26 protein-coding genes are annotated in these 25,646 nt (G+C 71.5%); 9 read left to right on the forward strand and 17 right to left on the reverse strand.

The annotated features are described in order from the left end of the window. Positions 1-34 precede the first annotated feature (34 nt). The 12 genes from ACFW16_RS17505 to ACFW16_RS17560 all read right to left on the reverse strand — a co-directional run bounded on the left by ACFW16_RS17505 (position 35) and on the right by ACFW16_RS17560 (position 12,635). On the reverse strand, positions 35-745 hold the full coding sequence (locus ACFW16_RS17505; RefSeq protein ID WP_380307229.1) for an SDR family NAD(P)-dependent oxidoreductase: 711 nt from the start codon (positions 743-745) through the stop codon (positions 35-37). Positions 746-815: 70 nt separating this feature from the next. Next, complete coding sequence (locus tag ACFW16_RS17510) at positions 816-2,327, reverse strand: bifunctional metallophosphatase/5'-nucleotidase (RefSeq protein WP_380307231.1); 1,512 nt, start codon at positions 2,325-2,327, stop codon at positions 816-818. 102 nt (positions 2,328-2,429) lie between these two features. Then, positions 2,430-3,242 (reverse strand): MBL fold metallo-hydrolase, encoded by an 813-nt coding sequence (locus tag ACFW16_RS17515; protein WP_380307233.1) that lies wholly within the window; start codon positions 3,240-3,242, stop codon positions 2,430-2,432. Between the two features lie 31 nt (positions 3,243-3,273). Then, positions 3,274-3,441, reverse strand: a complete 168-nt coding sequence (locus ACFW16_RS17520) for a hypothetical protein (RefSeq protein ID WP_380307235.1) — start codon at positions 3,439-3,441, stop codon at positions 3,274-3,276. A 45-nt stretch (positions 3,442-3,486) separates the two neighbouring features. Then, complete coding sequence (tam, locus tag ACFW16_RS17525) at positions 3,487-4,278, reverse strand: trans-aconitate 2-methyltransferase (RefSeq protein WP_380307237.1); 792 nt, start codon at positions 4,276-4,278, stop codon at positions 3,487-3,489. Positions 4,279-4,395: 117 nt separating this feature from the next. Next, positions 4,396-6,039 carry a glucose-6-phosphate isomerase gene (gene pgi, locus ACFW16_RS17530; RefSeq protein WP_380307239.1) on the reverse strand — a complete coding sequence of 548 codons (1,644 nt, stop codon included), beginning with the start codon at positions 6,037-6,039 and terminating at the stop codon, positions 4,396-4,398. An 81-nt stretch (positions 6,040-6,120) separates the two neighbouring features. After that, positions 6,121-6,762 (reverse strand): DUF3035 domain-containing protein, encoded by a 642-nt coding sequence (locus tag ACFW16_RS17535; RefSeq protein WP_380307241.1) that lies wholly within the window; start codon positions 6,760-6,762, stop codon positions 6,121-6,123. Next, positions 6,759-7,295 (reverse strand): signal peptidase II, encoded by a 537-nt coding sequence (lspA, locus tag ACFW16_RS17540; RefSeq protein WP_380307243.1) that lies wholly within the window; start codon positions 7,293-7,295, stop codon positions 6,759-6,761. Before lspA ends, ACFW16_RS17535 begins: the two co-directional genes overlap by 4 nt. Then, a complete protein-coding gene (gene ileS, locus ACFW16_RS17545; RefSeq protein ID WP_380307245.1) occupies positions 7,292-10,183 on the reverse strand; it encodes an isoleucine--tRNA ligase in 2,892 nt (963 codons plus the stop codon). The genes lspA and ileS overlap by 4 nt, the downstream gene beginning before the upstream one ends. A 232-nt stretch (positions 10,184-10,415) precedes the next feature. After that, the gene (locus tag ACFW16_RS17550; protein WP_380307247.1) at positions 10,416-11,354 is read right to left on the reverse strand and encodes a bifunctional riboflavin kinase/FAD synthetase; all 939 of its coding nucleotides are present in this window, start codon (positions 11,352-11,354) and stop codon (positions 10,416-10,418) included. Between the two features lie 106 nt (positions 11,355-11,460). Beyond that, the gene (locus tag ACFW16_RS17555; RefSeq protein WP_380307249.1) at positions 11,461-12,090 is read right to left on the reverse strand and encodes a hypothetical protein; all 630 of its coding nucleotides are present in this window, start codon (positions 12,088-12,090) and stop codon (positions 11,461-11,463) included. Continuing rightward, positions 12,087-12,635 (reverse strand): hypothetical protein, encoded by a 549-nt coding sequence (locus tag ACFW16_RS17560; RefSeq protein WP_380307251.1) that lies wholly within the window; start codon positions 12,633-12,635, stop codon positions 12,087-12,089. The genes ACFW16_RS17555 and ACFW16_RS17560 overlap by 4 nt, the downstream gene beginning before the upstream one ends. A gap of 169 nt (positions 12,636-12,804) precedes the next feature. On the opposite strand from ACFW16_RS17560, the gene ACFW16_RS17565 reads away from it, so the two are divergent. Further along, positions 12,805-12,930 carry a hypothetical protein gene (locus ACFW16_RS17565; protein WP_380307253.1) on the forward strand — a complete coding sequence of 42 codons (126 nt, stop codon included), beginning with the start codon at positions 12,805-12,807 and terminating at the stop codon, positions 12,928-12,930. A 21-nt stretch (positions 12,931-12,951) separates the two neighbouring features. Continuing rightward, the gene (locus ACFW16_RS17570) at positions 12,952-13,980 is read left to right on the forward strand and encodes a LacI family DNA-binding transcriptional regulator (protein WP_380307255.1); all 1,029 of its coding nucleotides are present in this window, start codon (positions 12,952-12,954) and stop codon (positions 13,978-13,980) included. On the opposite strand, the gene folK is transcribed toward ACFW16_RS17570, so the two are convergent. Then, a complete protein-coding gene (gene folK / locus ACFW16_RS17575) occupies positions 13,977-14,471 on the reverse strand; it encodes a 2-amino-4-hydroxy-6-hydroxymethyldihydropteridine diphosphokinase (protein WP_380307257.1) in 495 nt (164 codons plus the stop codon). The genes ACFW16_RS17570 and folK overlap by 4 nt on opposite strands. A 183-nt stretch (positions 14,472-14,654) precedes the next feature. Here folK and ACFW16_RS17580 point away from each other — a divergent pair, with 183 nt between their 5' ends. The 3 genes from ACFW16_RS17580 (at position 14,655) to ACFW16_RS17590 (ending at position 17,605) form a co-directional block, all read left to right on the forward strand. Beyond that, complete coding sequence (locus tag ACFW16_RS17580; protein ID WP_380307259.1) at positions 14,655-15,509, forward strand: tetrahydrofolate dehydrogenase/cyclohydrolase catalytic domain-containing protein; 855 nt, start codon at positions 14,655-14,657, stop codon at positions 15,507-15,509. Next, a complete protein-coding gene (locus ACFW16_RS17585; RefSeq protein ID WP_380307261.1) occupies positions 15,509-16,147 on the forward strand; it encodes a cyclodeaminase/cyclohydrolase family protein in 639 nt (212 codons plus the stop codon). The genes ACFW16_RS17580 and ACFW16_RS17585 overlap by 1 nt, the downstream gene beginning before the upstream one ends. A 426-nt stretch (positions 16,148-16,573) precedes the next feature. Next, positions 16,574-17,605, forward strand: coding sequence for an OmpA family protein (locus ACFW16_RS17590; RefSeq protein ID WP_380307263.1), 1,032 nt, complete (start codon positions 16,574-16,576; stop codon positions 17,603-17,605). A gap of 140 nt (positions 17,606-17,745) precedes the next feature. Here the strand turns inward: ACFW16_RS17590 and cysQ are convergent, their stop codons facing one another. Genes cysQ through ACFW16_RS17605 form a run of 3 tightly spaced genes read right to left on the reverse strand, consistent with a single transcriptional unit; the run spans position 17,746 to position 20,743 of the window. Further along, on the reverse strand, positions 17,746-18,540 hold the full coding sequence (gene cysQ, locus ACFW16_RS17595) for a 3'(2'),5'-bisphosphate nucleotidase CysQ (RefSeq protein WP_380307265.1): 795 nt from the start codon (positions 18,538-18,540) through the stop codon (positions 17,746-17,748). After that, positions 18,540-19,913 (reverse strand): aminotransferase, encoded by a 1,374-nt coding sequence (locus ACFW16_RS17600; protein ID WP_380307267.1) that lies wholly within the window; start codon positions 19,911-19,913, stop codon positions 18,540-18,542. The genes cysQ and ACFW16_RS17600 overlap by 1 nt, the downstream gene beginning before the upstream one ends. Further along, complete coding sequence (locus ACFW16_RS17605; protein WP_380307269.1) at positions 19,910-20,743, reverse strand: AraC family transcriptional regulator; 834 nt, start codon at positions 20,741-20,743, stop codon at positions 19,910-19,912. The genes ACFW16_RS17600 and ACFW16_RS17605 overlap by 4 nt, the downstream gene beginning before the upstream one ends. A gap of 102 nt (positions 20,744-20,845) precedes the next feature. Between ACFW16_RS17605 and ACFW16_RS17610 the strand changes: the two genes are divergently transcribed. Next, the gene (locus ACFW16_RS17610) at positions 20,846-21,571 is read left to right on the forward strand and encodes a class I SAM-dependent methyltransferase (protein ID WP_380307271.1); all 726 of its coding nucleotides are present in this window, start codon (positions 20,846-20,848) and stop codon (positions 21,569-21,571) included. A 4-nt stretch (positions 21,572-21,575) separates the two neighbouring features. Here the strand turns inward: ACFW16_RS17610 and ACFW16_RS17615 are convergent, their stop codons facing one another. Next, a complete protein-coding gene (locus ACFW16_RS17615) occupies positions 21,576-22,427 on the reverse strand; it encodes a MurR/RpiR family transcriptional regulator (RefSeq protein WP_380307273.1) in 852 nt (283 codons plus the stop codon). A 172-nt stretch (positions 22,428-22,599) separates the two neighbouring features. Here ACFW16_RS17615 and ACFW16_RS17620 point away from each other — a divergent pair, with 172 nt between their 5' ends. The 3 genes from ACFW16_RS17620 to ACFW16_RS17630 are packed head-to-tail and all read left to right on the forward strand — an operon-like array spanning position 22,600 to position 25,593. Then, complete coding sequence (locus tag ACFW16_RS17620) at positions 22,600-23,493, forward strand: BadF/BadG/BcrA/BcrD ATPase family protein (protein ID WP_380307275.1); 894 nt, start codon at positions 22,600-22,602, stop codon at positions 23,491-23,493. Next, positions 23,490-24,590, forward strand: a complete 1,101-nt coding sequence (gene nagA / locus ACFW16_RS17625) for an N-acetylglucosamine-6-phosphate deacetylase (RefSeq protein ID WP_380307277.1) — start codon at positions 23,490-23,492, stop codon at positions 24,588-24,590. The genes ACFW16_RS17620 and nagA overlap by 4 nt, the downstream gene beginning before the upstream one ends. Continuing rightward, complete coding sequence (locus ACFW16_RS17630) at positions 24,571-25,593, forward strand: SIS domain-containing protein (RefSeq protein WP_380307279.1); 1,023 nt, start codon at positions 24,571-24,573, stop codon at positions 25,591-25,593. Before nagA ends, ACFW16_RS17630 begins: the two co-directional genes overlap by 20 nt. The last annotated feature ends 53 nt before the right edge of the window (positions 25,594-25,646 follow it).

A 25,646-nucleotide genomic window follows, 5' to 3' on the forward strand; every position in this document is an offset into this window, starting at 1 on the left:
AGTTTCAGGACCGATGGAAAAAAGCGGAATCAGCCTACCAGGGGAAGGTGCCGAGCTCCGGCTCGCCGTAGAACACCTGCCGGTCGGGGCGGATGCGGTCGACCCAGCCGGCCAGGCGCGCCGCCGCCTCCGGCGCCTCGAGATCGGCGTCGGCGCTGGCCATCCTGGTGCGGATCCGGCCGGGATGGACGGCATAGACGGCCAGGCCGCGCGGGCCGAATTCGCGGGCGAGACAGGCGGTCAGCATGTTCTGCGCCGCCTTGGAGATGCGGGTGGCATAGGCGATGCCGAGATGGTCGAAATCCCCCGCCGCGACCCGGCCGATCGAGCCGAGCCGGCTGCTGACATTGACGATGGCCGGCCGCTCCGCCTCCAGCAGCGCGTCGATCGCCGCCTGGCTGATGCGCAGCGCCGCCAGGCAATGGACGTCGAGCGCCTGCTGCACGTCCTCGATCCGGATGCCGGCGAGCTGCGGCCCGCGGCCGGACATGCCGGCGTTGTTGTAGAGGATGTCCACCGCCGGCGCCCGCTCCGCCAGCACCTGGCGCAGCCGGTCGGCGCAGGCCTGGTCGGTGACGTCGCCGCGCACCAGGATGCCGTCCGGCCCGGCCGCCGCCGCGAAATCATCCGCCGCCTGGTCACCGCGGGCCACGCCGATGACGGTGTCGCCGCGGGCGGCGTACCACCGCGTCAGCTCCAGCCCCAGCCCCGCCCCGGCGCCGGTGATCACGATCCTGCGAGCCATGCCTCATCCCTTTATGTCTGATGTACAGGGGCAGGATGCGGCGAAGCGATCGGACGGGCAAGCCGGCCGGTCAGGGCAGGAGCTTCACCCGGCCCTCGACCTTCGGCGCGATCCGGCCCTGCGCCGCGACATAGTCGATGACCTGGTTGGCGATGATCTGGGCGTCGGATTCGCTGACGATCGGCTGGCCCTCGGCCAGCATCGCATACTGGTCGCCGCCGCGGGCGAGGAAATCCGGCGTGGCCAGGGTGTAGGTACGGGCGGGGTCGAGCGGCGCGCCGCCGACGGTGACGCTGCGCAGCCGCTCGCCGACCGGCCGGTCGAGATCGGCCTCGATCGCCATGCCGGAGACCTGCGGGAACCGCCCGCCGACCTCGCGCACCTGGCTGACACCGTTCTCCAGCGCCCGGCGCAGCACCGCGCCGGTGACCTCGAGCTTCACCGTTCGGTTGCCGAAGGGCAGCTCCGACTGGATGTCCTTCCGGGTCAGCACGGTGCCGGCCGGATATTCCCGGTCGGCGCGGATGCCGCCGCCGTTGAACAGGGCGACGTCGGCGCCGACCGCCGCGCGCATCGCGTCGGCGATCAGGTTGCCGATCGCGGTCTCCTGGGTGCGGACGCTGGCGCGGCGGCTGTCCAGCGGCGTCTCGGTGACGCCGATCTCGACCAGCAGCGCCTCGTCCAGCTGCCTTCCGTAGGCGGCGACCGCTTCGGCGATCGCCGGATCGGAGGTGACCGTGGCGGTGTCGACGACGCGGAAGGCGGGCCACCAGTCGATGTCGGTCTGCCCCTGCTCCACCGACTTGGTGATCGTCGCCTCGGTGACGACGATGAAATTGGCCTCGGTCTGGGATTCGACCAGCGCGCCCTTGCCGTCGAAATAGGTCAGCAGATGCTCGTCATGGCCGGACAGGACGAGGTCGGCGAACCCGCCGCGCAGCAGGCCCATATCGACTGCGAGCGGCGTGTGCACCATGGCGACGATGAAGTCGGCCCCCTTGCCGCGCAGCTCCGCCGCCTTGCGCCGGGCGGTGTCGATCGAGCCCTCGAACGTGATCTCGCCCGGGCTCGACCCGATCGGCGTGTCCTCCGTGGTCAGGCCGTAGAAGCCGATCCGGATCCCGTCCACGTCGATGACCTTGTCGTCGATCGTGTGGGCGGGGGCGCGGCCGTCCGGCTCGCGGATGTTGGAAGAGACGACGTCGAAGCGGGCCTCGGCCAGCCGGTCGCGGAAGACCTGCGGCCCGAGATCGAAATCATGGTTCCCGGGCACGAACAGGTCGACCGGGATCCGGTTCAGGAGGTCGATGATGTGGCGGCCCTTGTCGATGCCCGAGAGCAGCGAGGGCGACAGCGTGTCACCGGTGTGGATGAAGAGGGTCCGGCCCGGCCGTGCCCGCTCCGCCGCCACCGCGCCGGCCAGCCGGGCGAAGCCGCCGCGGCCGTCGCGCTCCTCCATCCGGTCGATGTCGTTGGTGTGGACGAAGCGGACCGTCACGGTCTGGCCCAGGGCCGGGACGGCGAGCACCGCGATGCCGAGCGCCGCGGCGACGGCCGGCGCGATCGTCTTCCCAAGTCGCATGTCTATCCCCCTCTCGGATGCGGGCATGGCCGGGGACGCGCCGCGGCTTGACCCGCCGAACCGTTTGCCATGACCGCGATGACAGGGTGATGACGCCGAGGATCAGCCGCCCCGGATCGCCCGGATATAGCGCTCGGCCGAGCGCAGCACGGCGCCGCGGGCGTCCGCCTTCACCTGGCGGCCGACGAAGGCACCGTACAGCCGGTCGAACTCATACGGCGCCACCGCGTCGGCGATGCGCCGCACCGCCGGGCCCGGCAGCGGGATCAGGTTCGGGTAGCTGTACATGAAGGACACCCAGCGCCGGTCCGGCAGGCCCTGGATGGTGTCGCCGCTGAGCAGCACGCCGCGGCCCTCCGCCCCCGCCGCCCAGTGCAGCACCGCGGCGCCGGCGAAGTGGCCGCCGCAGCGGATCACGGTGAGGCCGTCGGCCAGCGCCAGGGTCTCGCCCGACCAGAAGGACAGCGCCGGGTCGGGGCGCTGCACCCACTCCCGGTCATCGGCATGGAGATGCACCGGGCAGCCGAAGGTCTGCGCCCATTCCACCATCGTGGTGTAGTAATGCGGGTGCGAGATGGCGATGGCGCGGAGCCCGCCCAGCGCCCGGATCGCCGACACCGTGGCGTCGTCGATCAGCGCCACGCAGTCCCACATCACCACGCCGCCCTGCGGCAGTCGGATCAGGAAGGCGCGCTCGCCGATGCCGAATTCTGGCTCGACCAGAATCTGGTCGAGGCCGGGCTCGATCGCCGAGAAGCCGTTGCGGTGATCGCGCCGCAGCTCCTCCAGCGTCAGCCAGCTCTGCCCGGCCTCGGGCACGAACTGGCGCTCATCCTCGCAGATCGGGCAGGCGGCGGGCGGTGCCGGGCGGTCGGGATACTGGGTGCCGCAGGTGCGGCAGAGAAAACGGGCCATGCCGCGATCCTGTCACGGGATCGCGGAGGCCTCAATGACGGCCGCTGCTCCCCGCCCCCAAGCTGGAGCCGCTGCGCCCGCCGCTCGGCGAGTAGGGCTTGACCTCGATGCCCTCGCAGGCGGCGAGCAGGAGAAGGACACCGAGCAGCGACCCGATCGTGGCGAGATGGGGGATCGACATGGCGGGCTCCATCGTCATGGACTGCTCCTGCCATGTGGTGCCCCGCCGCAGCGCAGGGAAGACCTAGCGAGGGCGGCGGGCGACGACAAACAGCCGCGGGAAGGCCAGCAGCAGCTTGCCGTCCGCCTTCGGCCGATAGGTCTCGGCGATGCGGCGGGTATAGTCCTCGAGGAAGCCGGCGCGCTGCTCCTCGGTCAACGGGTCGATGAAGGGCCGGAGGCCGGTGCCGCGCACCCAGTCGACGATCGCCTCCGGCGAGGCCATCGGATGCTGGTAGGCGGTGCGCCAGACATCGGTCTCGGCCGCGATCGGCGCCAGCAGGTCGTAGTAGTCGTCGAGCGGCAGGATCTTGGTGCGCACCAGCGCGGCGTCGCCGATCGTCTCCTTCCACGGGCCCTCGCCCGCCACCGCGCGCATCAGCCGGTGCGTCGGCTCCTCGCGGTTGTCGGGCATCTGCACCGCCAGCACCCCGCCGGGGGCCAGGAAGCCGAACAGCCGCGGCACCAGCGTCTCGTGGCCCCGAACCCATTGCAGCGTGGCGTTGGCGTAGATCAGGTCCGGCGCCGTCCCCGGCTGCCAGACGGCCACGTCGTGCCGCTCGAAGCGGCAGCCCGGCAGGCGGGCCTGGGCATCGGCCAGCATCGCCTCGGAGCTGTCGATGCCCGTGACCTCCGCCCCCGGGAAGCGCTCGACCAGGAGCTCGGTCGAATTGCCCGGGCCGCAGCCCAGGTCGTAGACGACCAGCGGACGGCCGGAAGCGGGCGGGTTGAGATCGACCCGGGCCAGCAGGTCGCGGGCCGGGCGGGTGCGCTCGTCCTCGTAGCGGCGGTAGAGGGCTGGGTTCCAGTCGGCCATGGCGTGTCCTCGGCTCACGGGCGGAATTTGCCTTAGTGATGAACCCAGGCCGTCATCATGTCCAATAGCAGGATTCCGGCCGATCCATACGCGTCCGATATGGATCGGCCGGCCCGGTCACGACCAGTCGCGGATCGCGGCGAGCAGGCCGAGGGTCGAGCTGTCATGCGGCCCCGGCTGCTTCTCGCCCAGCAGCTCGGGCAGGATAGCCTTGGCCAGCTGCTTGCCCAGCTCCACCCCCCACTGGTCGAAGGAGTAGATGTTCCAGATGATGCCCTGGACGAAGATCTTGTGCTCGTAGAGCGCGACCAGCAGGCCCAGCGTGTAGGGATCGACGGTCCGCACCAGGATGGTGTTGGAGGGGTGATTGCCCTCGAACACCTTGAACGGCAGCAACGCCTCCAGCGCCGCGCCGGACATCCCCGACTTGGCCAGCTCCGCCCGCACCTGGTCCGGCGTCTTGCCGACCATCAGCGCCTCGGTCTGGGCCAGGACGTTGGACAGCAGGATCGGGTGGTGGTCGTCGACCGGGTTGTGGCTCTCCACCGGCGCGATGAAGTCGCAGGGGATGATCTTCGTCCCCTGGTGGATCAGCTGGTAGAAGGAGTGCTGGCCGTTGGTGCCGGGCTCGCCGAAGATCACCGGCCCGGTCTGGTAGTCGACCCGGTGGCCCTGGCGGTCGACCGACTTGCCGTTCGACTCCATGTCCGCCTGCTGCAGATAGGCCGGCAGCCGGTGCAGATACTGGTCGTAGGGCAGCACGGCGTGGGTCTGGGCGTCCCAGAAATTGCCGTACCAGATTCCGAGCACGCCCAGCACCGCCGGCAGGTTCTGCTCCAGCGGCGCCGAGCGGAAATGCGCGTCCATGGCGCGGCCGCCCGCCAGGAAGCGCTCGAAGGCGTCGGCGCCGATGCCGATCATCACCGGCAGGCCGATCGCCGACCACACCGAGTAGCGGCCGCCGACCCAGTCCCAGAAGCCGAACATGTTGGCGGTGTCGATGCCGAATTTCGACACCTCCGCCGCATTGGTCGACAGCGCCGCGAAGTGCTTGGCGATCGCCGCCTCCGGCGCGCCGGAATGCAGGAACCAGCGCCGGGCGGTAAGGGCGTTGGTCAGCGTCTCCTGCGTCGTGAAGGTCTTGGACGCGATCAGAAACAGGCTGGTCTCGGGATCGATCCGCTTCAGCGTCTCGGCGATGTGGGTGCCGTCGACATTGGAGACGAAGTGCAGCTTGATGCGCGGATGCTGGTACGGGCGCAGCGCCTCGGACACCATCACCGGGCCGAGGTCGGAGCCGCCGATGCCGATGTTGATCACATCGGTGATCGGCTTGCCGGTGTGGCCGGTCCAGCTGCCGTCGCGCACCGCGTCGGAGAATTCGCGCATGTGCCTCAGCACCGCCGCTACCTCCGGCATCACGTTCTCGTCGCTGCCTGCCGGAATCTTGTCCGACGGGTCAGCTCGGAGCGCAGTGTGCAGCACGGCGCGGTGCTCGGTGCCGTTGATCAGGTCGCCGGCGAACATGAAGTCACGCCAGTTCTCGACGTCCTGCTGGCGGGCCAGGGCGAAGAGGAGGCGCATCGTCTCCTCGGCCACCCGGTTCTTGGAATAGTCGAGCAGCACCTCGCCGAGGCGCAGCGAGAAGCGGTCGAAGCGCTTCGGGTCGGCGGCGAAGAGGTCGCGCATATGCACGCCGTCCATCGCCTTGCGGTGCGCGGCGAGCGCGGTCCAGGCGGGCGAGCGGGTCAGATCGGACATGGGCGGGCGCCTCCGGTGCGGCAGCGTGTCGGATCAAAGAAGACGGGCCGGCAGTGGCCGGCCCCGTGGAACTCACAACCCTCAGAAGCTCGGGACCAGGCCCTCGAGCGGCGCGGCACGCCGGCGGATGATGATCGGCGTGTCGCCGGTGGACAGCGGCTTGCCCTGCTCGGCATTGGTGTTGAGGCGCGCCGATTCCTTGTAGGGGTCGACCACGGTGCCGGGCAGCGGCTTGGAGTTCCAGAACATCAGCCGGTCGATGAAGCCGTCCTCGCTCTCGGACAGCTGCGCCGTCTCCTGATTGACCGTGGTGCGGATGTCCGGCTGCGCCTGCCCGGCCTTGGCCAGGATCGCCGCGGCGCCCGCACCGCCCGCGGCCGGGGCGGCCTCGCCGCGCGTCACCTTCTGGCCCTGGCCGAACAGGATCGCCTCGGCCTGCTCGCGCGGCTGGGCCTCCTGCGGCCGCGGCGCGCCCGGCGTCGGCGGCGGCAGCTCGTCCATCGAGCCCGGCATGGCCAGGGGCGCACGAGGCATCACCGCGAACTCGTCGGGAGTCGACCGGTCATAGCCGATCATCTCCTGCACCGTCTGGTTACCGCCGCAGCCGGCGACGGCCAGAGTGGCGACGACCAGGCCGGTCAGCGTGACCAGCCTGCCCCGCCGCCGCGCCCGGCAGGGCTGGGAAAGAGAGGTAGACTGGAGAAAACGAGACTGCCCGCTCACGTTCGATCCCTCTGCTGCGCCGTCACCGGATGCGTGCGCCGGCCGAACAGGCTGTCGGCGATCAGCAGCATCACCCCGATGCTGATCGCGCTGTCGGCCACGTTGAACACCCAGAAGGAATACTCCCCGGCGTGAAAATGCAAGAAATCGGCGACGGCGCCGAAGCGCAGCCGGTCGATCACATTCCCGATCGCCCCGCCGATGATCAGCCCGACGCCGAAGGCGACGAGGCCCCGATCGTTGCGCCAGAGCCACGCCACGAGCCCGGCGACGACGGCGGCCGCGACCGCCGACAGGCCCCAGCGCACCAGCGGCGTGTCGCCGGCGAGGAGACCGAAGCTGATTCCATAATTCCAGACCATGGCGAAATCGAGGAAGCCGGTGATCCGGATCGGCGGCGCCCAGCTGGCGGTGGTGATCGGCTCAGGCAGCCCGAACAGGCCCTTCAGCACCCACCATTTGCTGACCTGGTCGGCGACCAGGATCAGGACGGCGATGATCAGGCCGCGCCGGAACAGGCGAGGATCGGTCATTCGGACGCCCCGGCCCCGGAGCCAGGCGCGTCAACGGCGTCGGCGCAGCGGCGGCACAGATCGGGATGGGCGGCGACCGTGCCGACCTCCGGCAGGACCTTCCAGCAGCGCTCGCAGCGATGGCCTTCGGCCGAGGCGACGGTGACGCCCACGCCCGGCACATCGGCCAGGGTGAAGGCGCCCTCGGGCGCCGCACCGGTCTCGACCGTCAGGCCCGAGGTGATGCAGATCTCGGCGAAGTCGAGGCTGCCCAGCAGCCCTGCTTCCTCCGCCCCCGCATGCACCACCGGGTGGGCCTGCAGCGAGGAGCCGAGGCGCTTGGCCGCCCGCTCGAGCTCCAGCGCGCCGGTGACGACGCGGCGCAGGTCGCGCAGCCGCGCCCAGCGCGTGGCCAGAGCATCGTCGCGCCACGCCTCCGGCACCTCCGGGAAGGTGCGGAGATGGACGCTGATCTCCGGCGCGTTGCCGTGCCGGGCCAGCCATGCCTCCTCCGCCGTGAAGCAGAGGATCGGCGCCAGCCATACCGTCAGGTGATCGAACAGGATGTCGAGCACGGTGCGCACCGCACGGCGGCGCGGATCGTCCGGCCGGTCGCAGTACAGCGAGTCCTTGCGGATATCGAAGTAGAAGGCCGAGAGGTCGACGGCGCAGAAATTGTGCAGCGCCGTGGACATGGCGTGGAAGTCGTAGGCCTCGATCGCCCGGCGGATCGCGCCGTCCAGCTCCCACAGCCGGTGCAGCACCCAGCGCTCCAGCTCCGGCAGCTCGGCGGCCGGCAGCCGCTCGCCGTCCTCGAAGCCGTCGAGGGCGCCCAGCAGGTAGCGCAGCGTGTTGCGCAGCCGGCGATAGGCGTCGGCCTGGTACTTCAGGATCTCCTTGCCGATCCGCATGTCCTCGGAATAGTCGGTGCCGACGATCCAGAGGCGCAGGATGTCGGCGCCGGACTGGTCGACCACCGTCTGCGGCGCCACCACGTTGCCGAGCGACTTCGACATCTTCCGGCCCTGCTCGTCGAGCGTGAAGCCGTGGGTCAGCACCGTGTCATAGGGCGCCCGGCCGCGCGTGCCGCAGCTTTCCAGGAGCGAGGAGTGGAACCAGCCGCGGTGCTGGTCCGAGCCCTCGAGATACAGGTCGGCCGGCCATTTCAGCTCCGGCCGCTGCTCCAGCACGAAGGCGTGGGTCGAGCCGGATTCGAACCAGACGTCGACGATGTCGAAGACCTGCTCGTAATCCTCGGCCTTCAGCGTGTTGCCGAGGAAGAACTGGGCGTCGTGCTTGTACCAGGCGTCCGAGCCCTCGAGCTCGAAGGCCGCGGCAATGCGCTGGCTGACCGCGGCGTCGCGCAGCGGCTCGCCGGTCTTCCTGTCGACGAAGATCGCGATCGGCACGCCCCAGGCGCGCTGGCGGCTGATCACCCAGTCCGGCCGGCTCTCGATCATCGAGGACAGGCGGTTGTAGCCCTGCTCGGGCACGAAGCGGGTGTGCTTCAGCGCCTCCAGAGCCTTGTCGCGCAGCCCGTTCGTCTCCATCGAGATGAACCATTGCGGCGTGGCGCGGAAGATCAGCGGCGCCTTGGACCGCCAGCTGTGCGGGTAGGAGTGGCGGATCTGGCCCTTGGCCAGCAGGCCGCCGGCGGCCTCGACCGCCGCCGTCACCACCTTGTTGGCGTCGCCCTTCTTGCCGTCCGGCCGGTAGATCACATGACCGGCGAACAGCGGCACGCTGACATGGTAGCGGCCGTCCTCGGTCACCGTCTCGGTGGCGGCGATGCCGTGGGCACGGCCGAGATCGAAGTCGTCGGCGCCATGGCTGGGCGCGGTGTGGACGAGGCCGGTGCCGGCGTCGACCGTGACATGGCCGCCCGGCAGGAACGGCACCTCGAAATCGTAGCCCTGCCCCGCCAGCGGATGGCGGGCGATCGAGCCGGAGAGGTCCGAGCCGGGGAACCTGTCGATCGCGGTCCAGCCGGTGACGGCGAGGTCCTTCGCCACCGTCTCGGCCAGTGCCGTGGCCAGCAGCAGCGTCTCGCCGATCTTCGCCAGGCTGCCCTCGGCCACGGTGTCGACCTGGTAGACGCCGTATTCGAAGTCCGGACCGTACGCCATGGCGCGGTTGGCCGGCAGGGTCCAGGGCGTGGTGGTCCAGGCCACCGCCGCGGCGCCGTCGAGCGACGGGCGCGACGCCTTGACCACCGGGAAGCGCACCCAGACCATGTCCGAGGTCAGGTCCTGGTACTCGACCTCGGCCTCGGCCAGGGCGGTCTTCTCGACCACCGACCACAGCACCGGCTTCAGCCCGCGATACAGGCCGCCGTTGAGCAGGAACTTGTGGATCTCGCGGACGATCTGGGCCTCGGCCGCGTCGGTCATGGTCAGGTACGGATCGGCCCAGTCGCCCATCACGCCGAGGCGCTGGAACTGCTCCGACTGCACCCCGACCCAGTGCCGGGCGAAGGCGCGGCATTCCTCGCGGAACTGCAGCACCGGCACCGCGTCCTTGTCCTGGCCGGCCTTGCGGTACTTCTCCTCGATCTTCCATTCGATCGGCAGGCCGTGGCAGTCCCAGCCCGGGACGTAGACCGAATCCCGGCCCAGCATCTGGCGGGTGCGGACGACGATGTCCTTCAGGATCTTGTTGACCGCATGGCCGATATGGATGTCGCCATTGGCATAGGGCGGGCCGTCATGCAGGACGAACTTTTCCCGGCCCTTCGAAGCGGCGCGGATCCGGCCCAGCAGGTCGTTCGCCGCCCAGCGGGCCAGCAGCTCCGGCTCCTTCTGCGGCAGGCCGCCACGCATCGGGAAATCCGTCTTCGGCAGGAAGACGGTGGATCGGTAGTCGGAAGCAGCCGGGGCGGCACCCGGAGTTTCGGCGGGCTGGACGGTCATGACATGAAGGCTCGTGGATCCACGCGGGGGTCAATACCCGCTTTGACGATCGGATGCCAGCCGGACGACCCGGCCGGGCCGTGGAGCGGCATGATGCGAGGGGTGCGCGCGGCGCGGTGACCCGACCCCCGTCAGAGGGCCGGGCGGATAATTCGGAACAGGGCGGCCGGCTTGCGCATGGATCCTATCGTAACGGATGGGCGGCCGCGGTCAAGGCGCAGGAAGTCGCGACTTACCGCGCCAGCGCCTGACGTGCCGCCTCGCAGTCGCGGTCGATCTGGGCGACCAGCCCCTCGAGCGAGTCGAATTTCTCCTCGCCGCGCAGCCATTCCACCAGCTGCACCCGCAGATGGCGGTGATAGAGGTCGCCGGAGAAGTCGAACAGATAGGCCTCGAGCAGCGGCGTCTCGGTCCGCCACATCGGCCGGATACCGAGATTGGCGACGCCGTCGTGCCAGACCAGCGGCCCGCCCTCGTCCACGGCGCAGCGTACGGCATAGATGCCATAGGCCGGACGCAGGAAGTCGCCCAGTTCGACATTGGCGGTGGGGAAGCCGAGCTCGCGGCCGCGCTTGTCGCCATGCTCGACCCGACCTTCGATCTCCCAGGGCCGGCCGAGGATCTCGGCGGCGCCGTGGGTGTCGCCGGCGGCCAAGAGCTCGCGCGCCCGGCTGGACGAATAGAGGCCCCCGGTCTCGTCCGAGGCCTGGGTGACGATGGTGACGCCGAAGCCGAGGCGCCGGCCGAAGGCGGTCAGCGTCTCGGGCGTGCCGGCGCGGCGATGGCCGAAGCAGAAATCGTAGCCGACCACAACATGGCGGGCGCCGAGCGCACCGACCAGCACGGTCTCGATGAAATCCTCGGCCGAGCGGCCGGCGAAGGCCCGGTCGAAATGCAGCACCACATGCAGGTCGACACCCAGCGCCTCCAGGAGCCGCGCCTTGATCCGGAACGGGGTCAGCCGGAACGGCGGGTCCTGCGGCCGGAACAGGCTGCGCGGATGCGGCTCGAAGCTGAGCACGCAGAGCGGCACGCCGAGCCGCCGCGCCTCGGCCTGCGCGGCCGCGACCACGGTCTGGTGGCCGCGATGCACGCCGTCGAAATTGCCGATGGCGACCACCGCGCCGCGCGCCGCTGCCGGCAGGTTTTCGGTGTGGCGGAAGATCTGCATGGGCCTCGTCTCGGCCCGGCCGGTCGTGCCGGGCCCGTTGGATATAGCGAGGACCGGCGCCGCCAGCCAGGGGGCAGGCCCGGACGGCACGCCGGCGGGCGGCCGTCTATGACGGCGTCGCGCCCATCCGGCGCCGGCCGGGCAGCAGCAGCGCGGTCGGCGCCAGGCGGCGCTGCACCAGATAGACCGGGCCGGCCGGCATGTTGTCGGTGACCACCAAGTGCAGCGTCACCGTGCCGCCGGGCGGGATGGTGCCGCCTTCGAAGACGAGGCCGTCATGCGGCTCGTCGATCACCCGGCCGGCGGCGAAGCCCTCGGCCCAGATCGACCGCGCCACATGCGGCCCCTGGGCAAAGGACAGGCCGTCGTCATAGGTACTGCCTTCGCCGCGATGCCGCTCCAGCTCCACCGGGAAATCGCGCCAGGCCTGACCGGTGTCGTTGCGCACGATCTTGGTCAGGGCGAAGCCGGTGAGGTGCGCCGTGGCGATGCGGTTGCCGAAGCCTGCGGTCAGCCCGGTGATGGTCAGCGCCGCCTCGCCGTTGCCGGTGATCCGCTCGACCACCACGAAGGGGTCGTCGAGCCGGCCGGTCCCGGTCGCCGATTCGAGCACGAAGCCGCCCTCGGCATCGCTGAACACCAGCCCCGCGGCCGAGACCTCCCCCGCCCGTGCCGCGCCCGGCAGCCACAGGCACAGCAGCAGGCCCGCCAGCGCGCGGCGCGCGACGCCCCTCATGGCCCGGCCCGGGCGACACGCCACGGCTGCGGCAGCGCCGCGGTCGGCTGGATCCGCCGCTGCACCACGTAGAAGCTGTCCGACGGGGTGTTGTCGGTGACCACGACGCGCAGCACCACCGTGCCGCCGGGCGGCACCGTGCCGTCATGGAACAGCACCATGTCGCGCGGCTCGTCATACATCTGGGCCGCGGTGAAGCGGTCGGCCCGGATGCCGCGCACCGCCTCCGGCGCCTGGGCGAAGGACAGGCCGTCGCCATAGGGGCTCTGGTCGCCGCGCCGCTCCTGCAGCTCGACCGGGAAGTCGCGCCAGGTCTCGCCGGTGTCGTTGCGCACCACCTTGACCAGGGCGAAGCCGGCCAGATGCGCGGTGCCGACCCGGTTGCCGAAGGCCGGGGCCAGCCCGGTGACGGTCAGCGCCGCCTCGCCCTTGCCGGTGATCCGCTCGACCACCACGAAGGGGTCGTCGAGCCGTCCGGTCCCGGTTGCCGCTTCGAGCACGAAGCCGCCTTCCGCGTCGCTGAAGGTGATCCCCGCGACCGTCATCTCTGCCGCGTGGGCGGCCACCCCCCATGCCGCCAGGACGATGACGGGGGCGCATGACGCCAAGCGCCTCATCCCGGCAGTGTGGCTGTCCCCCGCCTCGCGGTAAAGGCCGACGCGCGACGGCCCGAGCTGCATTGATCTTTCATGAACGCGCATCCGCCGCGACAGCATGGCCGTTGTGGCCCGGAGCGGCTTTCGCGAATACTTCGGCCCGATCACCGGCAAGGGGCCCGGCGGCACCGACGCGTCCCGAACCGCGGCCGTGGTGCTGCGGTTCGCCAGGATCGAGGACTGACCAGGACGACGGAACGGGCGAATGGCGGATCGCAAACGGGTGGGCATCGTCGAACTCGCCCGATCGCTCGGACTGTCGACCTACACCGTCTCCCGCGCCCTCAACGGCCACGGCGACGTCGCCGACGACACCCGCAAGCGGGTGGTGGCCGCGGCGACGGAAGTCGGCTACACGCCGAACGCCCTCGGCCGCACCCTGCGCCGCGGCCGGGCCGACGCCGTGGGCTTGCTGCTCACCCCCTCGCCCACCGCGCTGGTCGACAGCTATTTCCTGCCGCTCCTGACCGGCATCGACGCGGTACTGGCGCCGGCGGGCTATGCCGTTCTGGTCGCCGGCGCCGCGCCGGACGAGCAGGAGATCGAGGCGCTGCGCCGGCTGGTCGAGGGCCGGCGGGTCGACGCCGTGATCCTGACCCGCGTGCGGGTCGGCGATCCGCGCGCCGATTATCTGCGCCGCCAGGGCTTCCCCTTCGTCATGCTGGGCCGTGACGGCGACCGGCCGGAGACGCCCTTCGTCGACGCCGACCACCGCGCCACCGGCCGGACCGCGACCGCCTGGCTGGCCGCCCGCGGCCATCGCCGCATCGCCCTGATCAACACGCCGGAGCAGGTCAATGCCAGCCGCCAGCGCCTGCTCGGGTGGCAGGAAGCGCTGGCGGCCGCCGGCCTGGCCGTCGACCCCGCCTGGCACCGCTGCGGCGACTACACCGCCGAAACCGGCCGGCGGCAGGCCACGGCCCTGCTGGCGCTGTCGCCGCGGCCGACCGCGATCCTGTGCGGCAACGACGAGATGGCGTTCGGCGCGGTCGAGGCGGCGCGCGCCGCCGGCCTGTCCGTCGGCGCCGACGTCTCGATCATCGGCTGCGACGACATCCCGATCGCGGCGCTGGCCAACCCGCCGCTGACCACCTTCCGCACCTCGCTGCGCCCCTTCGGCGAACGCCTGGCCGGGCTGCTGCTGGCCCTGCTGCGCGGCGAGACCCCGCCCTCGCATCTGGTGGTGCCGGAGCTGGTCGAGCGCGGCTCGGCCGGGCCGGCGCCCGCCGGTTAGTCCAGCCGCAGGTCGTCGCGCCGGATCACGTCGGGCAGCGGCCCGAGCGCCCGCAGCAGCTCGGCCACGCTGCGGCCCTCGACCGGATGGACCCAGCCGGCGGCGACGTCGGCGGCGGGCGCCAGGACGAAGCCGCGCTCCGCCATCCGCGGATGCGGCACCACCAGATCCGGCCGGCCGACGACGCGGTCGCCGTAGAGCAGCAGGTCGATATCGATCAGCCGCGGGCCGTTGGGCCGGCTGGGCACCCGGCCGATCTCCGCCTCCGCCGCCTTCAGCCGCGCCAGCAGCGCCTCGGGCGCGAGCCCGGTCCGGGCGGCGACGCACATGTTGAGGAAGGCCGGCTGGTCGGTGTCGTACATCGGCGCCGTCTCGTAGACGGCCGAGACGGCGTCGACCGTCGTCTCGCGGCGCAGCCAGGCGATCGCCCGGCGCAGATTGTCCTCGCGGTCGTCGAGATTGGTGCCGAGCGCGAACAGGACGGGGACCATGGCGTGCTCCAGGGCGCTTGCTCCGGGCCTGGGCCGATTCCGGGCCGCGCCGCGAATCGGCCGATCGGTGTCGCGGCCCCAGTGGCGGGGGGCGGCGGCGTTATGGCCTTGTCCGGCTGAAATGTCGAGCCGGGGACGCCGCCGTGGTGTATTCCCGGGCCGGACGCTGAACGGGATCTCGCCATGGCCGAAGCCGCCGCATTGCTGGGAAAGCCGATCGCCGAGCGGATCCGATCGCGGATCCTGGCCGAGACGCCGCCCGGCCACCGCCCCTGCCTGGCCGTGGTGGTGGCCAGCGACGACGCCGCGGTCGCCCGCTACGCCGCCGCCAAGCAGCGCACCGCCGATGCCCTCGGCCTCGGCTTCCGGGTCGAGACGGTCGATCCGGCCGGCGGGCAGGCCGCGCTCGACGCCCGCATCGCCGCGCTGTCGGCCGATCCCGGCGTGCACGGCATCCTGCTGGAGCTGCCGCTGGCCGCCGGGCTGGATGTCGAGGTCGCGATCCGCCGGCTCGACCCGCTGAAGGATGTCGACGGGCTGACGCCGCAGAATCTCGGCCTGATCGCCGCCGGGCGCGAGGCCGATGCCCTGCTGCCGGCCACCCCGGCCGCCTGCATCCGGCTGGCCGAGACGGCGGCGGACCTGAAGGGCGCCCGCGCCGTGGTGGTCGGCCGCGGCCGCGCCGTCGGCCGGGCGCTGGCGCCGATGCTGGTCAACCGCGACGCCACGGTGACGGTGTGCCACAGCCGCACCCGCGACCTGGCCGCCGCCGTCGCCGCCGCCGACATCGTCTTCGTCGCCGCCGGCCGGCCCGGCCTGGTCGGCGGGGCGATGGTCCGGCCGGGCCAGGTGGTGGTCGACGCCGGGATCTCGGTGGTCGACGGCCGGGTGGTCGGCGATGTCGATGCCGACGGCGTCCGCCCGGTCGTGGCGGCGCTGACGCCGGTGCCGGGCGGCGTTGGACCGCTGACCGCGACCCTGATCTTCGCCAACCTGCTGCAGGCCGTGGACCTGCAGCGCCGTGCCGGGAGGTTGTGATGACAACGGAGTCCGAAGACAGCCTGTGGCGCTGGCCGCTGGGCACCTTCCGCGACACGCTGGCCAGCGATTCGCCGACCCCCGGCGGCGGTTCCGCCGCCATGGTGTCGGCGACGCTCGGCCTCGGCCTCGTGGTGATGGCACTGCGCATCACCGCCAACAAGGCGGCCGACCGGGGCTTCCTCGACACGCTGATCCTGTCGGGCGAGCGGCTGATCGCCGAGCTGTCGGCCCATGCCGAGGCCGACATCGCCGTGTTCGACGCCTATATGGCGGCGCTGAAGCTGCCGAAGACGACCGAGGAAGAGAAGGCGGCGCGCCGCGACGCGCTGCGGCAGGCGACGGTCGCCGCCACCGAGGTCCCGTTGAACGCGGCCCAGACGGCGCTGGAGGGCATCGACCTCGCCAACCAGGCCGCCACGCTGGCGGCGACCCAGATCGTCAGCGACGTCGGCGCCGGGGCCGCGACCCTGCGCGGCGCGGTCGAGGCGGTGCTCTACGCCGTCGACGTCAATCTCCGCGGCCTCGACGACGCCGCCCGCCGCCAGGTCTATGCCGACAGCCGCGACCGCCTTCTGGCGGCGGCCGAGCAGCGCGCCGGCGGCATCGCCCTGCTGGTGCGGAACCGGCTGCGCTGAAGCGGGTGATTCTCCGGTCCGCCGGGCCTTCCTCCGCGGCCGGCGGACGGGGGGCGGAGCCGCCGGGTTTCACCGGCGCAAGGAGATAATGACGGCCCAACCGCAAGTCCCTGATCCAATCTGTTGGAATTGTTGATAAATATTCGGATTCCGGAAATTCCGGAGCGAAGCCGGTCCTGTCACGGTCTTGTTGCATTCGCGCCGCCTCGCCGAGGCCGATGCTTTTCGGTTTCCAAAATCCAAACAATCAGTTAACCCGGTCGCGAATGGCCGTGCAGGGTGGTGGTGCATCGCTGCAACACTGCGCGAAATTCGCAACAGCACGGTCCATTTCAATTGCGGTCTACGCCCGACCATCGTACATCCAAAGGGAGCGGTCTGGTCGCAGCCCTTGAAGGAAGCGGGGGACGAGACCTCGGTTGAACCGTGATCAGCGAGGTATTGGATATGAAGAAGAACTTGATGTACGCCGTCGGTGCGGCCGCCCTGCTCGTTGCAGCCCCGGCGATGGCGCAGGAGTATCAGGCCACCGGTCTCTATGTCGGTGCCGGCGCCGGCGTCAACATCCGCCAGGATGACAGCTGGAGCGTCAAGGGCACCAACATCGACGGTGAGTCGCGCTACAGCATCGGCCCGGCCGGCAACATCTATCTCGGTTACGACTGGGGTTCGTTCCGTGCGGACGCCGAAGTGAGCCTGCGCACCAACGACCTCGACAAGGCGTCGGTCGACGGGGTCGGCACGATCGCCAAGAACGGCCACTTCCGTACCATCGGCATCATGGCCAACGGCTACTACGACTTCGACTTCGGCTCGCCGTTCGTGCCGTACATCGGCGCCGGCGTCGGTGTCGCGCTGCTCGACAGCGAGATCAAGGCTGGCGGCAACACGTTCAAGGACTTCAACACCCAGTTCGCCTACCAGGGCATCGCGGGTGTGTCGTACAACTTCTCGCCGAACCTGGCCGCGAACCTCGAATACCGCTACTTCGGCAACACCGAGCCGACCTTCAGCGACCAGGGCACCAAGCTGAAGTACGACAGCAGCAACAACCACACCATCCTGGTTGGCGTCCGCTACACCTTCGCCCCGGCCCCGGCCGTGGTCGAACAGCCGGTCGTCGTCGAGGGCCGCAGCTACCTGGTGTTCTTCGACTTCGACAGCTCGCGTCTGACCCCGGAAGCCAAGCAGATCGTGGCCTCGGCCGCGGCTGATGCCCTCCAGGGCAAGACCACCCGCATCGACGTCACCGGCCACACCGACCGTTCGGGCTCGGACCGGTACAACCAGGCCCTGTCGGTGCGTCGCGCCGAGTCGGTCCGCCGCGAGCTGGTCGCGGACGGCGTTGCCGACAGCCTGATCGTCACCCGCGGCGTCGGCGAGTCCGATCCGCTGGTCCCGACCGCCGACGGTGTGCGCGAGCCGCAGAACCGCCGCGTCGAGATCGTCATCAACTAAGACGGTCTTTAAAGATCCCATCGGGAGATTGGGGCGTCCTTCGGGGCGCCCCTTTCTTCATCCGGGATCCGGCATTTCCAAAAGCAAAGGGCCGTCCCGATCGGGACGGCCCTTTGCTTTTGTGCCGGGAGGCGGTGGGATCAGCCGGCCGCAGGCCCGCGCGCGATGAAGCCGGCATTGGCGAAGCCGGGCTTGGCATAGGCCAGAGGGCGGCCGGACGACGCGTCGTCGATGACGCCGCCGGCGGCGCGCAGCACAGCGTCGGCCGCCGCGGTGTCCCATTCCATGGTCGGGCCGAAGCGGAGATAGAGATCCGCCTCCCCCGCCGCGATCAGCGCGATCTTCAGCGAGCTGCCGAGAATCCGGCGCTCGGCAACGCGGCGCCCCTGCAGCGCCGCGTCGAGCCGGGGATCGTCGCGATGCGACCGGCTGGTCAGCACCACCAGCCCCTCCGCCGGCGGCGGCCGCACCGCGATCCGCCGCGGCGCCTCGTCGCCCCGCTGCTGCCACGCCATCCCGCCGGCGGCCCAGAAGCGGCGGTCGAAGGCCGGCGCCTCGACCACGCCCAGCACCGGCACGCCCTTCACCACCAGGGCGATGTTGACGGTGAACTCGCCGTTGCGGCGCAGGAACTCCTTGGTGCCGTCGACCGGGTCGACCAGCCAGAAGCGATCGGCCGCGGCCGGGATGCCGTGCGCGGCGCAATGCTCCTCGGCCACCACCGGCACGCCCGGCAGCAGGGCGTGAAGGCCAGGCAGGATCAGCGCCTCGGCGGCGTGATCCGCGGCGGTGACCGGGCTGCCGTCGTCCTTGCGCAGGCTGGCGCCGTCGAAGCTGTCATAGATCTCGAGCACCACCCGGCCGGCTTGGCGCGCTAGGTCGACGACCGCCTCCACAGGGGGCGCCTCGACCGGCGGCAGCGCGTCGGCCGCCATCACGCGGCCTCGCGCAGCGCCGACCAGGTCTCGTCCAGCGCCAGCTCGAAGCGGTGCAGCATCTCGGCCACACCCGCCTCGTCGATGATCATCGGCGGGCAGAAGCCGATGACGTCGCCCGGCATGGCGCGGGTCAGCAGGCCATGCGCCTGGGCCCGGCGGACCAGGCCGGCGCCGATGCCGCGGGCCTTGTCGAAATTGGTCCGGGCGGCCTTGTCGGCCACCAACTCGGCCCCGGCGATCAGGCCGAGGCCGCGCACCTCGCCGACCAGCGGATGGCCGACGTAACCGCGCAGCCCCTCCTGCAGCGCGGCGCCGACCCGTCGGACCCGGCCGACGATGTCCATCTCGCGGTAGATCTTCAGCGTCTCCAGCGCCACCGCCGCGGCCACCGGATGGCCGCCATAGGTGTTGCCGTGGCCGAACATGCCGTGCTTGTCGCTGCCTGCCACCAGCGCCTCATAGACCGGGCCGGAGACCAGCGTCGCCGCGATCGGCAGGAAGCCGGCCGACAGCTGCTTGGCCACGGTCATGATGTCCGGCCGGATGCCGAACGTATCGCAGCCGAACCAGTTGCCGGTGCGGGCGAAGCCGCAGATCACCTCGTCGGCGATGAACAGGATGTCGTGCCGGCGCAGCACCGCCTGCACCTTCTCGAAATAGCCGCGCGGCGGCACGATCACGCCGCCCGCGCCCATCACCGGCTCGGCGATGAAGGCGGCCACCGTCTCCGGCCCCTCGGCCTGGATCGTCGCCTCCAGCTGCGCCGCCAGGCGGGTGGCGTAGTCCTCCTCGCTCTCGCCCGGCTCGGCGCCGTGATAGTGGTGCGGCGTGTCGACATGCACCACCCGGCCGACCGGCAGGTCGAAGCCGTCCTGGGCATAGGCCAGGCCGGTCAGGCTGCCCGCCATCACGGTGACGCCGTGATAGGCCTTGCGGCGGGCGATGATCTTCTTCTTCTCCGGCCGGCCCAGCGCGTTATTGACGTACCAGGCGATCTTGACCGCGAGGTCGTTGGCCTCGGAGCCGGAGTTGACGAACAGCGCCCGCTCCAGCGGCTTCGGCGCGATCGCCATCAGCGCCTCGGCCAGATCGACCAGCACGTCCGGCACCTTGCCGCCGAAGGCGTGGTAGAAGGGCAACTGCCGCATCTGCCGCGTCGCCGCCTCGACCAGCCGCTCCTGGTCGAAGCCGAGCCCCGCGCACCACAGGCCGGCCAGCCCCTCGATGTATTCGCGCCCTTCCTCGTCATAGACGTGGATGCCCTTGCCGCGGCTGATCACCATCGGCCCGGTCTCGCGATGGGCGCTGAGATTGGTGTAGGGGTGCAGCAGATAGGCGACGTCGCGCGCGGCGGTGGAGTTGGGGATCACGGGCGGCGTCCTCCGGCTGGTCGTTGGCGTCCGCCATCGTTACCGAAAGGCAAGGCCCCCGTCCCGGGCGTTTCGCGCATGGCAGGCCCGGAGCCGGGCGGCGCGGGCCGGAAGCAGCGTTTCGGCGTCACCCCGGTGGCCCGGCGGAAGTCGCGGATGAAGGCGCTGGCCGACCCGAAGCCGAGATCGTGCGCCACGGCGGTCACCGACGCGCCTTCGGCGAGCCGGACCAGGGCGGCCCCCAGCCGGACCTGCCGGCGCCAGGCGGTGAAGCTCATCCGCGCCTCGCGCTGGAACGCCCGGGCCAGGGACCGGGTGGTGGTGCCCAGCCGTATCGCCCATTCGGCCAGGGTCCCGGCATGCGCCGGCTCCGCCGCCAGGGCCGCCTCGATCGCCCGCAGCGCCGGCGACGCCAGGGGCTGCAGGAACAGCCGCGGCGCCGGCTCCAGCCGCAGCTCGTCGGCGAAGACCAGGCAGAGGCGGTGCCGGGCCCGGCCCGCCGCGCCCCCGCCTTCCAGCGCAAGGATCACCTCGCGCAGCAGCGGGCTGACCGCGGCGACGCCGCAGCGATCCGGTAGCCGGCGCAGCAGCGGGCCGCGGCAATAGGCGCTGAGCATCTCGAAGCCGGCGGAGGTCTCGACCCGGTGCTCCTCGCCGGCCGGCAGCCAGCAGCCCTGCAGCGGCGGCACCACCCATTGCCCGTGGCGCGTGTGCAGCACCATCACGCCGCGGCCCGGGTAGATCAGCTGGGCGAGCGGATGATGGTGCCATTGCCCCGAGAAGCCGGCCGGGAAGGGGTCGCGCTCGACCTGGATCCAGCTCTCCGCCACGCGATCTCGCCCGTGTCCGATTTCGCACATATTCTGTCGGATCATGCGGTATCGGACGCCCGTTGGGCAACCTAGGCTCCCCGCGACCAGAGGAGGAGCTGCATGACCCCGACCATGATGGTGCCGCGGACCGAGCCCGCGCCCCGCCCGTCCCGCGACGGCAAGCCGGAGCTTCTGGCCGCGCTGCGCGCCCTTCGCCCGGCCTCGGTGCTGGATGTGGGCTGCGGCGAGGGCGCCCTGTTGCGGGCGATCATCGCCGACGGCGCGGTGCGCGGCGTCGGCCTGGAGCCGGAGGACGCGGCCGCCGAGCGGGCGAGGGCGGCGGGGCTGGAGGTCCAGCCCGGCCGGGCCGAGGCCCTGCCCTTCGCCGACGACAGCTTCGACGTGGTCACCTTCGAATATGTCGCGCATCACATCGAGCACCTGCCCAGGGCCCTGCACGAGGCGGCCCGGGTGGCCCGGTGCGCCGTGCTGGTCCTGGACGGCTGGTACGACGAGGCGCTGCCGTCGCAGCGGGTGATGCGCGACCTCGACGACTGGCGCAAGCGGATCGACCGCCGGATGGGCATGGTGCACAACCCCTGCCCCAGGCCGCGTGACCTGATCGACCCGCTGCTCGCCTCCGGTCCGCTCGGAATCGACTATGCCTGCCGGCTGGAGCTGAATCCGCGATCGCTGACCGAGCTGGAGGCGGCCGCCCGGCGGCATCTGGACAGTGTCGCCCCTGCGCCCGAGCTGGCGGCGGAGCTGGGCCGCATCCTCGACGACGGCCGGCTGCACGGCTGCACCGATGCCGGCACCCTGCTGCTCTGCGCCCGTCTGCCGTAGCGGATCAGCCCTCCTGCGCCTCGTGCCGGCGGCCGAGCGCGACGGCGAGGGTCAGGGCCAGGCAGGGCGTGGCGGAGAGCGAGCGGAAGGCGTCGATCTCGCCCTCATGCACCACGAAGCAGGCATCGGCGATCGGGTAGACCGGGCTGAGGTCGCTGTCGGTGATGGCGACGATCGGCACCCCGGCGGCACGCGCCCGGCGCGCCACCTCCTGCACATCCGGGGCATAGCTGCGGAAGGTGACGACGAACAGTGCGTCGCCCGGGCGGATCGCCCGCGACTGTTCGGCCAGCATGCCGCCGAAATTGTCGAGCAGATGCACCGGCCGGTCGAGCTGGGCCAGCAGGTAGGACAGGTAGACCGCGATCGGGAAGGACCGGCGCTGGGCCGCCAGATGGATGCAGTCGGCCCGCGCCAGGATGTCGACCGCCCGGGCGAACACCGCCGGGTCGACGTCGCCGCGCAGCCGCTCCAGCGCCCCGACCGAGATGTCGATGAAGGCGTTGAGCGGGCCGGACGCCCCGGCCCCGCCGAAGCGGGCGTCGAGCGTACGGATACGCGCCTCGTAGCTCGGCATGCGCTCCACCAGCTGGGCCCGGAACAGGCGCTGCATCTCGGAGAACCCGTCGAAGCCCAGCGCCTGGGCGAAGCGGACCAGGGCCGAGGGCTGCACCTCGGCCTTGGCGGCGATCACCGCCACCGTCTCCAGCGCGATCACGTCGGGGTGGGCCAGGGCGAATTCGGCGATGGTCTTGAGCCGCTTGCTCAGCGCCGGGTAGCGGGCGGCGATGGCGCCGCGCAGCGCCTCGAAGCTGTCCGGCGCCGGCTCGACCGTTGCCGCTTCCGTCCCTGCCATGAATGTTCGTTCCAAACGTTCCAACTCTTGGAACAATAATCTCGAAATCGGTCGTGGGGAAACGCCATTCGCTGTGGCCCGGCCGCTGCGCGAGTGGTATAGACCATCGAGCGCGATGACGCTGCCGGCGCGACTTGCTAGCGTCCCGCGCGACAGCATCCAGGACCAGGGCATGGCGATCCGCATCCATATCGGCGTCGACGGCGGCGCGACCGGCACCAGGCTTCGCGCCGTCGATCCGGACGGACGCGTGCTGGGCGAGGGCACGGCCGGCCCGTCCAGCCTGACCCTCGGCGTCGACGGCGCCTGGGCCCAGATCCGCATCGCGCTCGGTGCGGCCGGCATCGCCGAGGCGGACTATCCGGATGCGGTGCTGGCCTGCGGCCTGGCCGGCACCGGCCGACCGGACAAGCGCGCCGAGTTCCGCGCCAAGGCGCCCGGCTTCGCCCGCCTCCGCCTGTGCTCCGACGCGCATGCCACGACGCTGGGCGCCCATGGCGGCCGGCCCGGCGCCGCGATCGCGCTGGGCACCGGCACGGTCGGCGGCGCCCTTACCGCCGACGGCACCACCCGCCAGGTCGGCGGCTGGGGCTTCCCGGTCGGCGACGAGGGCAGCGGCGCCTGGCTGGGCCTGAAGGCGCTGGGCGAGGCGCTGCAGCTGCTGGACGGCCGCGACGTCGACCCGCCCGGCGGCTCGGCCCTGCACCGGGCGATGTTCGAGACCTGCGGCGCCACCGGGCCGGAACTCCTGTCCTGGACCTACCAGGCGCCGTCGACCAAATACGCCACGCTGGCGCCGATCGTGGTCCGGCTGGCCGGAGAGGGAGACCCCGCCGCAGTGCGACTGATGCGGCAGGCCGGGCATGAGGTCGACCGGTTGGCCCGCGCCCTGGACCCCGACGGCACCCTGCCCTTCTGCGCCGGCGGCAGCCTGGCGACACCGCTGCGCCCCTATATGGACCCGACGATCACCGCCCGTCTGCGCCCGCCGCGGGGCGATGCCCGCGACGGCGCCGTGCTGCTGGCCCGGTCCCTGGCCCCCGGCGAAGCCTGGAGCGACGCATGACCCGTGTTCTGGAAGGCCGCATCCTGACGCCCGCGGGCTGGGTCGCCGGCCGCATCGGCTTCGACAGCCATATCCGCGGCATCGAGCCGGTCGAAGGCCTGGATGGCCCGATGATCGTTCCCGGCTTCATCGACCTGCATTGCCATGGCGGCGGCGGCGCCGATGCGATGGAGGGCGAGGCCTCGGTCCGCACCCTGGCCCGCACCCATGCCCGGCACGGGACGACGTCGCTGCTGGCCACCACCATGACCTCGCCGGTCGAGGAGATCGAGACGGCGCTGGACGGCGCCGGCCGGGTGATCGCGGGACGGCGGCCGGGCGAGGCGCGGGTGCTGGGCGTGCATCTGGAAGGCCCGTTCATCAGCCCGGACCGGCTGGGCGCGCAGCCGCCCTATGCCATCCCCGCCGATCTCGAACGGATGGCGGATTTCTGCGACCGCGCCGACATCCGGGTCGTCACCTGGGCGCCGGAGGCCGACCCCGACGGCAGCCTGCAGGCCTTCCTGGCCGCGCGCGACATCCGGGTGCAGCTGGGCCATTCCTCCTGCGACTACGAGACCGCGGCCGACGCCTTCTCGCGCGGGGTCGACGGCGTCACCCACATGTTCAACGCCATGACGGCGCTGCACCACCGCGCCCCCGGCATCGTCGGCGCCGCCCTGGCCCATGCCGACCATGCCGAGCTGATCCCCGACCTGCTGCACGTCCATCCCGGCGCGATCCGGGCGGCACTGCGGGCGATCCCGTCGCTCTACGCCGTCACCGACGCCACCGCCGCCTCGGGCATGCCGGACGGCGACTACCGGCTGGGCCGGCACACGGTGCGGAAATGCGGCAACGGCGTGCGGCTGGACGACGGCACCCTGGCCGGCAGCTGCCTGACCATGGACCGCGCCTTCGCCAATCTCGTCGCCATCGGCCTCAAGCCGGAGGAGGCGTCGCGCCGCACCTCGACCCTGGCCGCCGACTATCTCGGCCTGGCCGATCGCGGCCGCCTGGCGCCCGGCGCCTGGGCGGACATCGTCGTTCTCGACGCCGACCTGAAGGTCACCAGCGTCCATGTCGAAGGAGAGTCGATTGACCTCGATCATGCTTGAGGAGGCTCGCGAGGCCCCAGCCCGCATCGCCGACCTCCTGGCCGCCGACGCGGAGCTGGTCCGCGACCTGGCCGCCCGGCTGCGCGCCGACCGGCCGCGCTTCGCCGTGACCATCGCCCGCGGCAGCTCCGACCACGCCGCGACCTACGCCGCCTATCTGCTGGGCAGCCGGCTGGGCGTCGTCACCGCCTCGCTGCCGCCGTCGCTGGAGACGCTGGGCCATTCCGACCTGGACCTGAAGGGCAGCCTGGCCATCGCGGTGTCGCAGTCCGGCCGCAGCCCGGACCTGGTGACGCCGGTGCGCCGGGCCCGCGAGCGCGGGGCGCTGACCGTCGCCATCCTGAACGCGACCGACAGCCCGGCTGCCCAGGCGGCCGAGGTGGTGCTGGACCAGCATGCCGGGCGCGAACGCGCCGTGGCCGCGACCAAATCCTACATCGCCAGCCTGGTGGTCGCCGCCCGTCTGGTGGCCGAATGGGCGGAGGACGTCGAGCTGAAGGCCGCGCTGCAGCGCCTGCCGGAAGCGCTGGAAGGGGCTGTCCGCTGCGACTGGTCGCCTGCGGTCGAGGTCCTGGCGAAGGCCGACCGGATGATGGTGGCGGGCCGCGGCCTGAACCTGGGCGTCGCCCAGGAGAGCGCGCTGAAGTTCAAGGAGACCTGCATCCTGCAGGCCGAGGCGATGAGCGCGGCCGAGATCATGCACGGCCCCAAGGCGCTGGTCGAAGCCGGATACCCGGTGCTGGCCTACGCCCCGAACGACGGCGGGCGGGACAGCGTGCTGAAGATGGCGGCGGAGTTCCGCGGGCTGGGCGCCAACGTCCTGCTGGCCGGTGCGCCGGGGGTCGAGGGCGCCACCCTGCCGCTGCCGCCGCCGCTGCACCCGGCCCTGGACCCGATCCTGGCGATCGGCGCCTTCTACCCCTTCGTCGCCGCCCTGTCGGAGGCGCGCGGCCTGTCGCCCGACGCGCCGCGCAACCTGAGCAAGGTGACCGAGACGGTCTGATTCGGCTCAAATCCGATCGATCGCATCCGGCCGGGGATATTTTCCTGACGGCA

Origin of the sequence: Inquilinus sp. NPDC058860 (genome assembly GCF_042743185.1) — a bacterium.
Classification (GTDB): Bacteria; Pseudomonadota; Alphaproteobacteria; order DSM-16000; family Inquilinaceae; genus Inquilinus.